At 57.3% G+C, this 12,433-nt stretch carries 7 protein-coding genes and 1 pseudogene; 6 read left to right on the top strand and 2 right to left on the bottom strand.

Annotated features, from left to right (window positions below; all coding sequences use genetic code 11):
• Positions 1-171: 171 nt before the first annotated feature.
• Positions 172-1,665, bottom strand: coding sequence for a DNA cytosine methyltransferase (locus RBB42_RS13115; protein WP_305972538.1), 1,494 nt, complete (start codon positions 1,663-1,665; stop codon positions 172-174).
• An 86-nt stretch (positions 1,666-1,751) separates the two neighbouring features.
• Here RBB42_RS13115 and RBB42_RS13120 point away from each other — a divergent pair, with 86 nt between their 5' ends.
• The 6 genes from RBB42_RS13120 (at position 1,752) to RBB42_RS13145 (ending at position 11,942) form a co-directional block, all read left to right on the top strand.
• Positions 1,752-2,210, top strand: a complete 459-nt coding sequence (locus RBB42_RS13120) for a very short patch repair endonuclease (protein WP_305972539.1) — start codon at positions 1,752-1,754, stop codon at positions 2,208-2,210.
• Between the two features lie 181 nt (positions 2,211-2,391).
• On the top strand, positions 2,392-4,761 hold the full coding sequence (locus RBB42_RS13125; RefSeq protein WP_371931825.1) for a sigma-70 family RNA polymerase sigma factor: 2,370 nt from the start codon (positions 2,392-2,394) through the stop codon (positions 4,759-4,761).
• 8 nt (positions 4,762-4,769) lie between these two features.
• The gene (locus RBB42_RS13130; RefSeq protein WP_305972541.1) at positions 4,770-6,269 is read left to right on the top strand and encodes an ATP-binding protein; all 1,500 of its coding nucleotides are present in this window, start codon (positions 4,770-4,772) and stop codon (positions 6,267-6,269) included.
• A gap of 16 nt (positions 6,270-6,285) precedes the next feature.
• The gene (locus RBB42_RS13135) at positions 6,286-9,135 is read left to right on the top strand and encodes a Z1 domain-containing protein (protein WP_305972542.1); all 2,850 of its coding nucleotides are present in this window, start codon (positions 6,286-6,288) and stop codon (positions 9,133-9,135) included.
• Complete coding sequence (locus RBB42_RS13140; RefSeq protein WP_305972543.1) at positions 9,122-10,141, top strand: PD-(D/E)XK motif protein; 1,020 nt, start codon at positions 9,122-9,124, stop codon at positions 10,139-10,141. The genes RBB42_RS13135 and RBB42_RS13140 overlap by 14 nt, the downstream gene beginning before the upstream one ends.
• Positions 10,128-11,942 carry an AIPR family protein gene (locus tag RBB42_RS13145; protein WP_305972544.1) on the top strand — a complete coding sequence of 605 codons (1,815 nt, stop codon included), beginning with the start codon at positions 10,128-10,130 and terminating at the stop codon, positions 11,940-11,942. Before RBB42_RS13140 ends, RBB42_RS13145 begins: the two co-directional genes overlap by 14 nt.
• A gap of 136 nt (positions 11,943-12,078) precedes the next feature.
• Here RBB42_RS13145 and RBB42_RS13150 read toward each other — a convergent pair.
• A pseudogene (locus tag RBB42_RS13150) lies at positions 12,079-12,433 on the bottom strand (hypothetical protein); the annotation flags it as partial.

A 12,433-nucleotide genomic window follows, 5' to 3' on the forward strand; every position in this document is an offset into this window, starting at 1 on the left:
CCATGGATTTCGGCCCAACAAAGTTTATCCCATTGGCCCCCTACGCTTGGCAACTATCTGCGGGTACACCGCATGCTGAAGTCGGCTCGACATCGGGTTCAGTTATGTCTGGTGGGGGTGGATTGAATGCAACTCGCGTGAATACTATTCAGTCTGGAGCAACAATTGGTTTCAACCAACGAGCTCAAGGAGCGCGCGTCCTATCTGATAGGCAAGATAGGGAGGAACGGCATTTCCTACTTGGTGGTATTGTTTCGTGCGAGGACCGCAGAAGAAATAATTGTCGGGAAAGGTCTGTAAGCGCGCGGCTTCGCGAACCGTGAGGGAGCGGCACTGTTTAGGATCCGGGTGGATGAAATAATGACCATCCTTGGAAATGTGGCTGGTCACGGTGCTCGAAGGGCGATCCGCCGACTGTGTTCGGAAGCGATCGGCAAAAGCACCCGTGGCCCTGTTGCGGTGTTTAGGTTGAAGGAAATCGGGAAACTGTTCCAGCTTCGGTGCACGTCCGAAAGCGCGTGTCCAAGCCGCGGAGAACATGTATCGTCCAAGGTCGTCAGGAATATGGCCGCGGGTGTCATGATGCAGCGTGGTTGTCAGTTCGGGGTCTTCAAACCATGCGCGGAGATGGTCCGGCATCCCAATGGTCTCGCCACGCCAGCTGCTTTCACGGAGTCGTGGAAGATCGTTTGCCATCTCGATTGCTTGCGCTATGTCGCGAACTTCGTCTGGGATTTCTTGGGCAACTGCAATGCGGGCAGCTTGTTCACGCACAGTGTCCTGCCACGCGCCGGCGTCATCCCTTCTGCTGAGTCCACTTCGCAGCGACCACAAACCTCGGATTGCCTCATTGACCGAAACCAATTTCTGCGGATTCCCCAACGGGATCTGGCCGGTCGGCAGGCTGCCTGCGAGATCAGAGCGAACCCCGAGAATTATGACTCTGTGGCGCGCTTGCGGGATCCCGTGTTCTTCGGCCCGAATTAGGAAGTCCTTGGCGTTTGCACGGTCCCCGTCCAGCGGGATTTTTGTGGCGAGGGGAAGCAAGCGGTAACCGTCCCCAGCGCATTCGAGATCGTCGAGGACGCGTTGAAAGATGCCGCCGCCGTCAACCTTGCTGGAGAGCATGCCCTTCACGTTCTCCATGATGAAGGCGGCTGGTCTAAGTCGCTCAAGGATCTTTACATACTCGCGATAGAGGTAGTGGCGAGCATCGTTTTCGAGGACGTAGTCCGCCTTTCCCATGTTCCGTGATCGTCCAACCAGAGAATAGGCTTGGCACGGCGGACCGCCAATCAGGATGGTATCACCATGATGGCTTTCGCGAAGGTGGTCCAATTCCTCGGCAAGCTCATCGAAGACCCCTTCATCTCCGAGAACACGTTGTCGAACTTCCTCCTCGGCTCGTTGCCATCGCGCGGGATACAGCGTCTGCCAGTCCGGCAAGCCCTTTCCAGATCTGAGTGCGGCGTAGTATTCTCCCGGGAACTCGTCGAAGGATCGCAGGAACGCGCGTAGGCGCAAGGTCTGAACCGCATGGTCATCCATTTCAATGGAAAGGTGGATCTTCATCCGGCTATCAGTGTTCCTACCAGCACGCGAGAATCCTTCGCCGAGACCGCCAGGGCCTGCAAATAGATCAATGATGGCAAAGTTCTTTGGCATGATCGCATCCTTCCGTCGGCAACCTCTACCAGGTTTGGAGCTCGGTGCCATATGGAAAACACTGCTCTGCCGCATAGATTTGCCGCATGGTCGATGTGGTGGACAAACAGACCCGGTCTCGAATGATGTCGGGGATCAAGCGGGCAGACACGAAGCCGGAGATGTTGCTGCGCCGCGCCTTGCACGCGCGCGGGTTTCGGTACCGTCTCCATGATGGTCGGCTCCCCGGCAGGCCGGATATTGTCCTGCCAAAGTGGCGTGTTGTTATCGAGGTGCGCGGTTGTTTCTGGCACCGCCACGAAGGCTGCCCCAAGGCGACAACGCCGTCGACAAATGTCGACTTCTGGCAGAAGAAGTTTCTTTCGAACGTCTCGCGCGACCGTGCGAATGTCGATGCGCTACTGGTCGAAGGTTGGCGGGTCCTCATCGTCTGGGAGTGTGCGATCGGCCGTATCCTTCAGCCGCACGTGATCGATGAGGTGACAACGTTTGTCACCGAGGGCACGCAGTCTGGAATTCGGCTCGATGAGATAGGAGCGGTCTGACTGGTCGCACCGACGTGTGAACCCGCACCCAGACGACCAAGATGCCCTCCGGGCAAGGCGAAAGACGCAGCAAAAATTAAATTTGGCTCGACATTGCCTTGAGGTGGTTCCAGTTTCGCCTGATTTCAGCTTAACGTAGCTTATGGATCGGGCATCATATTCAGGTTTAGCAGGGTATTTTATGGACTTGGCGAGTAAGGGCTTTACGCGATCTGGTTGCGGATCCAATGTTCTTGCCGGAGATAATAGTTCCTCCTTTCCTCTCCATGATGCCGCGGGCGAAGGTCGCGCACATGTTGTGCGACTGCTGCTGGAACGCGGTCACAGCGTATCGGCATTGGATGGCGAGGGGCTGCGGGCCTCTGAACGGGCGCGAGTGGCCGGCCATTTTGCCCTTGCTGATGAGTTAGAGGACCGCGAGGCAGGACAATCGTCCGGGTCGTCGAAGCGATCCGAGGTGGAGCGACTGGCGATTAAGGAGCTGATCGGTCTCGTCCAAGGCAAGACCGATGCAGTGACGGCTCTGATTGCTGCGAGGCATGTGCACGCCATCGATGGTAAGGGCGACACCCCTCTGCATATCTGCGCGGCTCAAGGACGTTTGCAGTTCTGCGATCAGTTGATCAAAGCTGGTGCGGACGCTGCTGCCAAGAATTTCGAAGGCAAGAGGCCCCACGACCGTGCCGCGGAGAACGGGCATGACATGGTCGCCGCTCTACTTCGGAGCTTGCTACCGGAAGCCAGCCCTGAAAGTGCCGTTGCTCCAGTTCCGAGTTCAAGAAATGTTAAGGTCGCCCCCCCGACGCCAGAGGCTGCCAAGGAGGCGGCCGAAGAGGCTTTTGACTTCGACGACTTCGATCTGGATTTCGACGGAGAGCAAGAAGCCGAAGACTTCCACCGGGACATCGAGCGAGACGACTATGTTGCCTCCTTCGACGCAGTGGAAGGCCGGGTCACAAGCCTTTGGGATGAAGATGGGGAAAACCTTGAATTCGACGACCTCGGCGACGGTGGGTTCCGGATCAATGGTGATGACATACTCCGCGAACTGCCGCAAACGGCGGAACATGCCGACGCGGCCACATTCAGGTCATTCAATGATGTGCGAAAGGGACGTTGGTCGGCGACCCAAACGCCTGCTCCGACAACCCGCTTTCACGCGATTTCCGAAGACGCATTGCTGCGATGGGTCGAAAGCGTCACGACAGAAGATGCCTGTACGGGCGAGGATGTCGACGCGCTCATAGGAGAAATCCGCGGGAGCTTCGACGCGGAAATCGTCAGGGGCAATTTGGTCCGCGAATTGACCAATCTCGGGCTCATGGAAACGGACGGCGATTGTAGTGAAGAAGTCTTCGTCTCCCACGAAATTCGTGATCCAGATGATATTGCCGATCTACTCTCGTCCATCTGCAATGGTTCGAACATGCGCCCAGGGATGGAGTTTATGTCGCTTTCGGCGCGTGAAGAGGCGCGTCTGTTCCGCGAGATGGCGACCAGCCAAGAGGAAATCTGCCGCACACTCGTCAGTGATGCGATGCTCGTCTCCATAGTCGTCATGCTGGGGGAGCGAATAGAGGCGGGGTCTGTCGACCCCAGCTTGCTGACCGAATTGGAAGTCCAGCGCGGGCAGGAGGCCCCGGATGCAGTAATCCTATCGGCCGCGCTGGCTTACCTCGTCGGATATCAGACCCTTCTGGAAGAGGATGACATAACCTCAGAGGATCGCGCGCGTGCGCTGGATGCGGTGTCGGCAATGAAGCTGTCCCGCAAGGCGATGGAATTGATCGCGAAGGGCGTTCAGGCCAACCCGGAACTGGCTGATCTGCGGCAGAAAATCGAGAGTTTGCTCGCGACCCTGGAGCGGTATCGGCGGGAAATTCTGCTGCAGCACATGTCTCTGGTGCGTCGCCAAGCCAGTAGACGCAATGCATACATCGAAGACATCGAAGACCTCGTGCAGGACGGTGTCTTCGGACTGATGCGGTCGGTTGACAAGTTCGAGGCAGACCGCGGAAACCGCTTTATGACTTATTGTCAGTTCGGGGTTCGACAGGCGATCGGGCGCGCTCTGGATGATACGGGCCATCTCATAAGATTGCCTGCTCACGTGGCAGTGAGAGTTCGGAAGGCCAAGGCCGCGGTCGAGTATCTGCCAATGAACACCGAGCGAAGCTTGCTGGACGAAGTGGTGCGCGAAAAGGCGCAATTGTCACTTCGGAAATTTGAAATCCTCGAGAATCTTCAAGAGTTGCCAAGCAAATTTGATGAGTTTCAGATTGCCCCAGTCGAAGACGGATCAAGCGTGGAGAAAATCATATGTGAGGCCCAGCTTTGCCGGGAGATTCGACTCGCCCTGAGCAGACTGGATCATCGGAAAGAGCGGATATTGCGAAAGCGGTTCGGTTTCGGCGACTTGGATGAACACACGCTCGAGGAGTGCGGACAGGAATTCGGCGTGACTCGCGAGCGGATCCGACAAGTCGAAGCGAAGGCATTAAAGTCATTGAAACATTCGTCCCGCTCTCGGAAGCTCCGCGAATTTCTCTGATGGCCGCCATGAAGACACGCAACGCACCGCCGCGGGCCGGGATGCTGATTCAGTCCCTACGCGGTCTCGGTTACACCACTGCCACGGCCGTCGCCGACATCATCGACAACTCAATTTCCGCCGGGGCGCGGAGCGTAGATGTTCACGTAGAATGGGCCGGGGCAGACAGCTGGATCCGGATCACCGACGATGGCTGCGGCATGGATGATGCCGAGCTTGAAAAGGCCATGCAGCTTGGTGCCAGCGATCCGCGCGATGAGCGTCGGTCTGACGATCTCGGTCGGTTCGGAATGGGACTGAAGACGGCGAGCTTTTCTCAAGCTCGGGTGCTGACGGTTCATTCGCGCCGCGCCTGCAGCGAGGCGGCCTGCCTTCGATGGGATCTCGATGTGCTGGAAGACATATCCGGCGGAGACTGGCCAATGATCGAGGGAGCGCGTCCGGACTCGGGGGGGCGACTGGGTGTAAACGGCTTGGAAGGTTCGGGTACTGTGGTCCTCTGGGAGGAGCTGGACCGGATCGTAACGCCGGGCTTCACCAGTGATGACCTGTTAGAAGTGCTCGAAACACTCGAGCGTCATCTGGCCATGGTGTTCCATCGTCTCATCGGAACGGCAGCTGGTCAGATCGACCTTATGCTGAACGGCAAGCGCGTGAAACCGTGGGACCCCTTCCTGATAGGAAACCTGTCGAAACGGCTGGAAAGTCTTGAGTATTCCTTGATCGGTGCACCGGAAGTCCGCGTGCAGCTCAACGTTCTGCCGCACAAGGACAGGTTCGACAACGCTGCCGATTTCGAGGCCGCTGGCGGGCCGGAAGGATGGACGTCGCAACAAGGCTTCTACATCTACCGCAATAGGCGGCTGCTGGCGGTGTCCGGCTGGCTACGTCTCGGTGAACGGGGACGTCAGTGGCCGCGCGATGAGGCGCACAGGCTCGCCCGAATCCGGCTTGATATTCCGAACACGACCGATAGCGAGTGGAACATTAACGTCCTTAAATCCACCGCAAGCCCTCCTGTTCGTTTGCGGCCGCAACTTCTGCGCCTTGCGAAAGAAGCCCGTGAGATAGCACGGAACGTCTATGCGTTCCGTGGTCGGCTGGTGTCTGACGGCGCTCAAGGCAAGGAGAGCGTGCCCGATATCTGGGAGGCCATCAAACGACCCTCTGGTTCCACCGCCTATCGGCTATCGCGCCAGCACGATCTCTATCGCTCGGTGATGGATCGCGCCGGACCTCTGGCAAAGGATATCGAGGCGCTGCTACGGCTGGTCGAAGGTACCGTGCCGGTGCAGCGGATTTGGCTGGACACAGCGGAGGACGACGAACCGCCAACGAGCATCTTGGAAGAACAAGCCGACCCTGCACTGGTGGAGATGATGGAGGCCATGATTGATGCGCTGGTGCATTCGCGTGGTCTGAGCGAGGCAGAGGCAAGAGAGCGATTGTCGCGGACGCGGCCATTCGACAAGAGACCGGACCTGATAGCCGGTCTGGGAAAGAAATAAGGAAAGGCAGCCGACAATGTCGCAGAGCAGGGATTTCGCGGACATCCTGAAGACCAGTGAGCCCTTCGTCCGTCGCCAAGTCGAAAAGACGGGAGAACTGGTCACCGCGGACCTTATCGACAACGTCTTGCGTAAGGTCGAAATGATTGATCCGGAACTGTTCGAAAATATCGACCGGGAGGCAGTCATCGACGAGATGATCCGCAGGTCGAGCCACGGGATCGGTAAGGGCGCTTCCTTGGTTGGTGACGAGGGTCACGAACCATGGTTGGATGCGGATCGCAAGCAGGGATGGCGCTACTGGCGCCGGTATTCCGAATACATGGAAGAGAAACTTCCGTGGAAAGCGCTGGATGCGCTGGACAAGTCGACCGACGAGATCCTCGGAAACCTCGAAGACCCGCTTCGTCCAGGCAACTGGGATCGCCGCGGATTGGTTGTGGGTCATGTCCAATCGGGAAAGACCGGAAATTACACCGGATTGATCTGCAAGGCTGCCGATGCCGGCTACAAAATTATCATCGTATTGGCAGGTCTGCACAACAACCTGAGGGCACAGACCCAAATTCGCCTCGACGAAGGGTTCTTGGGGTATGCGACTCTCGTTAACGTAGATCACCTCCCACTTGTCGGCGTCGGCCAGATAGACAGTGACAAGAAATCACAACCGAACTGCGCGACCAATCGTTCAGACAAGGGAGACTTCGACACAGCGGCTTCCCGCAAGCTGAATGTGAAGCCCGAGGAACGCCCTTGGCTGTTCGTGGTGAAGAAGCAGAAGCATGTTCTTGAACGGCTGGTCTACTGGCTGGAAAATCATGCCGCCGATGCGGTTGAGACCGAAACCGGGCGCAGGATTGTCAGTGCCTTGCCGGCGCTTGTCATTGATGACGAGTCCGATCACGGCTCTGTTGATACGGGGGAGGTCCCGATCGGGGACGATGGAAAACCCGACCTCGAACATTCGCCGACCGTCCTTAACGGCCTCATTAGACGCGTGCTTCACACCTTTTCGCGGAAGGCCTACGTTGGCTACACTGCGACGCCCTTCGCCAACATCTTTATCCACGAACGCAGTGCCACTGCTGAGCACGGGCCGGACCTTTTTCCATCGGCTTTCATAACCAGTCTGGGAGCGCCCACGAACTACATCGGGCCTGGCCGCGTTTTCGGCTCTGCCTCGTCGATTCCAGATGATCTGCCGCTGGCAAGGACGCTCGACGATGACGACTATCTGGAATGGATGCCGCCCACTCACAAGAACGGATGGCACCCTCGGATCGGTGGGGAACGCGTTCTGCCCAAGGGACTGCAGGAAGCCATCCGCTCGTTCATCTTCGCGTGCGCGGTCCGCAAGCTGCGCGGCCAAGGGGACAGGCACAGCTCCATGCTGATCCACGTCTCGCGTTTCACGTCGGTTCAGAACGAGATCGTCTCTCAGGTGGAGGATTTCGTTCGCCACATGAACCGGCGCTATGACCGAAAGATTGATCTGGCCGAACTCGATGCCGTTATGAAAGCGGATTTCGAGTTGCGCTTTCGTCCGGACATGGCGCGCTTGCGCGATGCGTTTCCGGAAGTGCCGCAGGGTGAAGATGTGAATTGGATCGACGTCCGAGCCGTTCTTCCTTCAGTGCTCCAAGACATCGATGTCCGGGAAATCAACGGATCCGCCAAAGATGCTCTGGACTACGCCGAGAATGAGAAAAAAGGACTGAAGGTCATTGCTATTGGTGGCGACAAACTGGCTCGTGGGCTGACCTTGGAAGGGCTCTGCACAAGCTACTTTATGCGCACGACCAAAATGTACGACACTCTCATGCAGATGGGGCGCTGGTTTGGGTATCGCGACAGGTATCTCGATGTCTGCCGCCTCTACACGTCAGGTGACATGATTCAATGGTTCGGCCACATTGCCGACGCAGCCGAAGAATTACGGGAGGAGTTCGATAATATGGCAGCAGTTAAGGCAACGCCGAGAGATTTCGGCTTGCGCGTGCTGTCGCATCATACCCTCACCGTGACGTCCAAGGCAAAAATGCGTTCCGCAAAGCCGGTGCATCTGACCTATTCTGGTAGCCTGATGCAAACAGTGGCATTCCCGATCGATGAAAAACACGAACGAAATTTTGAGGTGGGCGCGAAATTCGTGGCCGCTTTGGGGCAGGGCCGTTCCCTACAGGATCAGCAGTATCCGCGAGAAGATCAACATTGGAACGGAGCCCTGTGGCGCAAAGTTCCTTCGATAGCTGTCGTGGAATTTCTTCGGTCTTATCAGACCCATCCGAAGTCCTATCGAGTTGTTCCCCCCATGCTGGCGGATTTCATCGAGAGAATGAGTGGCACCGGAGAACTAACCGAATGGACAGTGGCGTTGGTCGGCGCCGCCGATGGCCGCGAAGGAGAAATTGCGGGTTTTAAGGTGGGAATGCTGAAGCGCACGTCGATCGGCGAGTATCCAGACCGTTACTCTATCAAGACCCTTATTTCTCCACGTGATCAAGCCATCGACCTGACTAAAGAACAATATGAGGCCGCACTTGCGCGAAGTCGTGAGACATGGCGTGGTGACGCCGAACGAAACGAGGCCAAGGGACCACCAAGCGAACCCAATGGTCCCGCCATCCGACACGTCTTGGGGTTCGGGCACGAGGAACTTGGTCTTTCACCCGATCGAAAGCGGGGGCTGTTGCTGCTGTATATGCTGGACCCCGAAAAATCTTCGTGTCCGGCACTGCAGGCGCGCAAGCCGGTGTTGGCTTGGTCCCTCTCGTTCCCGGGCAGTCCGTCGAAACTACGGATACGAGATGCGGACTACATGGCAAACTCGGTGCTTTGGGAGGCAATGGTAGATGACCTGGAGTGAAGATGGCCTAACTCGAACGTGGCGAGCGTTGAGGGATGTCGAGGGCGAGGAATGGGCGCTATCGCCGATCCACAAGAATGGGCCTGTGGTCTTTCACGCCGGGCGCAGTTTCCCCGGGAGTCGTGAAGCAATAGTGGTCGATTTTCCGGCAGGGACGACCAAGGCTGCGGACCGGCTTCCCGGTGGTGGTGGGTTCGATGTATTACGTGTGCCTACGCACGCTGAATCGGAAGGCCGGGAGGCTATCGCCTTGGTGCGTCTGCTTGAAGGGTCACACGAGCTCTTCGCCCTGATGGCGGTAAACGTCCTGCGTCATCTCGAGAACCTCGACCGCGTTACGCCTCGCGCGACGCTTGACGCCTTCTTTGTCCGGGTCCGGGAATGGCAGGAGTTCATGGCCAATCAACGCCGGAAGCCGCTCTCGACGGAGAAGCAGGCCGGACTGCTGGGGGAGCTCCTAATTTTGGAAGCCCTTGTCCGGCATACGGGTTCCGGCCTGTTGGCGCTGGACTATTGGCAAGGACCGTTGAAGGCGGCTCAGGATTTCCATGTCGATTGCGGCGCAATTGAAGTAAAGAGCACGGCCAAAGCGCAGGGTTTTGTCGCCCAGATAAACTCCATCGATCAGCTGGATAGTGATCGCTGCCCCATGTTCCTCTGCGCCATACGTTTTGCTGAAAGTGAGGGCGGTGAAACGTTGGCGCAATGCGTCAACCGCGTCCGCGAGATCATGGAAGGTTCTGGAGTGCGCAAGCAGTTCGACGCGCTGCTATTGCTGTCGCGCTACTTTGACGAACACGCCGATCGGTACACGAAAAGATTCTTGTCGGGAGAGGTGCAGTGCTTCCTCATTGAAGAAGATTTTCCCTGTCTTCGCCGCGCGACATTGCCGGGCCAGATCCGGAATGCGCGATACGAGCTCGACATCGAAAGTTTGAGTGAAGAGCCAAAATCTATAGACGTAATGTTGCAGGTGCTTGGAGAGACGGCCGATGGACCTATCTGAATTTCACGCAGAGTTCCGGAACCATGTTCAGGGCGTCGTAGCCGAACGGGCCAACAACCCGGAAGAGGCATTTCCGCAAGAAGAGCTTGTTTTCGCGGAGCTCGCCATGGACGACGTGAGCGCTGCAGGTATTTCCGAAGCGCCTGAGGTTTGCCATTGGGAAGGGACGGTTCGGAATGCAAAGCTGCGCATTTCCGGCTTCAGCATTTCCGCCGACGACACGCGTATCGATCTCTTCCTGACGCACTATCTTGGCACCGAACACCTGAGTCAGCTAAGGGATTCCGATGTGGGTGGCGTTGCGAAAGCCGCCGTGACCTTTGCAGCCAATGCCGGCGCAGGCAAGCTCTCCAGGCGTCTGGATCCGACAAGTCCGGTTCTTGAACTCGTTGAGACCTTGGAGCGTCGTTGGCATGATCTGGATCAGCTACGGGTCATCGTCCTTACCGACGGACAGACGAAGTCGAAACACTTCTCCCCGCGAGAAGTGGAGGGTCGCCTCGTCCAAGTCGAGGCAATGGACATGGAGCGACTGTTCCGCCACACGACAGGCAAGCCGCGTGAGGAGATAGCGATCAGCTTCGAGCAGGCTATCGGGCGGCCCTTGCCATGTGTTCACGTTGCCGATCCCACCGCCGACTACGATTATGCCCTGACTGCCATTCCGGCGGAAGTTCTGCGTGCTCTCTACGAGCGCTTTAACACCACACTTCTCGAGGCGAACGTCCGCTCTTTCCTTGGCACCCGCAAGAAGGTCAACGCTGGTATCGCGCATACTCTCAAAGACGAGCCAGGGCATTTCCTCGCCTATAACAACGGACTGGTCATTGTTTGTGACGAGGCTGACCTGACGCAAGCGAAGGATGGCCAAGTCGGTATCTCGCTCCTAAAGGGATTGCAAATCGTCAACGGTGGCCAAACGACGTCATCTATTTATTTTGCAAGCCGAGACAACAAGGACCTCGACCTTTCGCGCGTGATGATCCCAGCTAAGATCGTAATTCTTCGCGAGGGCGAGGATCAGGGTCGAGAGACCCTGATCTCCCGTATTTCGCAGTTTGCGAACAGCCAGACTGCCGTTAAGACATCTGATCTCTCCGCCAACCGTCCCTTCCACATTCAGTTTGAGAAACTGGCAAATGACACGTGGTGCCCGGATGGTACTGGGCGGTGGTTCTATGAACGCGCCGCCGGTGCATATGCAGTGGCCATGCTGCGGGATGGCCGCACGAGGGCGCAGAAAAAACGTCTGCAGGAGGTTATCCCGACCAGGCGGAAACTGACAAAGAATGACTTGGCCAAATATCACGAAAGCTGGCGCGGTCTGCCGAACCAGGTGGCTCTGGGGGGTGAGAAGAATTTCGCGGCCTTCATGTCAGCCCTCGACGAGACGCCGGAAATCGTTCCGGAGACCCTCGACATCAACTGGTACAAGGAAATGATCGCCAAGGTCATCCTGTTCAAAGCGATTGAGAAGCAGATAAAAACTAAGGATGCCAAGGCCATCTTTAAGCAGGGCTACGTCAACATTGCGAGCTATACCGTGGCAATCTTGGCCCAGCGTCTGGGCGACCGTCTCGACCTCATGCAGGTGTGGCAACGCCAAGACACGTCCGGACCGCTTTCTCGGCTGCTGTGGGATTGGGCTCGCGTTGTAAACTCAGTGTTCGCTCAGGAAGGCGCGGGCGCGCAGTTCTCTGAACTGGCAAAACGGTCGGCAACTTGGCAGGCGGTGCAAGCTGCGAACTACCCCGAGATGAGGGAGATGGTGCCGGAAATACGGCAGCTTCAGGACGCCTGAACGGTTTGTCAACGACCTTGGCGCCGATGTCGGATAGCCGATGGTAAGGGGCATCCGTAATTCAATACATCACATAGCGAGGGGATCACTTCTAAGTGTCACCAGGGAGGCGGGGCGTGATTTCGCTGGACAACGATTATAATGCGCCCTCGCCCTCATTCATTGGATCGATAAAATGGGTGGCCCTTAGCCAAGCTCTTGCAAGCCTCTCACTGTCAGGCCCTGCGCGGTGCGGTGCCGATCGACGCTCCAGATACTCATAGAGCATGTCCAGAGCGAGGCCGTCATAGATCGCGAAAGAGACTTCGTGAAAGTCCTTCACTGCAAAGGTCCGATCGTTTCCGAGCTCCGCAATTAGTCGGCTGATCCAGTGGGTATCCAAGGCCGGCGCATCGGAAACGGGAATGCGACCAGCTGTGAACCGGCGTGCAATTTTGACCCCGTAGAGGGGTGATCGGCGTCCAAAAATGACCCCCTTACACTGATGTGGA

This window comes from Mameliella sp. MMSF_3455 (genome assembly GCF_030733205.1).
In the GTDB taxonomy this organism is placed as follows: domain Bacteria; phylum Pseudomonadota; class Alphaproteobacteria; order Rhodobacterales; family Rhodobacteraceae; genus Antarctobacter.

Excerpts from the sequence above, each read along its gene's own strand:
- RBB42_RS13115 (WP_305972538.1), bottom strand. The coding sequence starts at position 1,665 with ATGCCAAAGAACTTTGCCATCATTGATCTATTTGCAGGCCCTGGCGGT.
- RBB42_RS13120 (WP_305972539.1), top strand. The coding sequence starts at position 1,752 with ATGGTCGATGTGGTGGACAAACAGACCCGGTCTCGAATGATGTCGGGG.
- RBB42_RS13125 (WP_371931825.1), top strand. The coding sequence starts at position 2,392 with ATGGACTTGGCGAGTAAGGGCTTTACGCGATCTGGTTGCGGATCCAAT.
- RBB42_RS13130 (WP_305972541.1), top strand. The coding sequence starts at position 4,770 with ATGAAGACACGCAACGCACCGCCGCGGGCCGGGATGCTGATTCAGTCC.
- RBB42_RS13135 (WP_305972542.1), top strand. The coding sequence starts at position 6,286 with ATGTCGCAGAGCAGGGATTTCGCGGACATCCTGAAGACCAGTGAGCCC.
- RBB42_RS13140 (WP_305972543.1), top strand. The coding sequence starts at position 9,122 with ATGACCTGGAGTGAAGATGGCCTAACTCGAACGTGGCGAGCGTTGAGG.
- RBB42_RS13145 (WP_305972544.1), top strand. The coding sequence starts at position 10,128 with ATGGACCTATCTGAATTTCACGCAGAGTTCCGGAACCATGTTCAGGGC.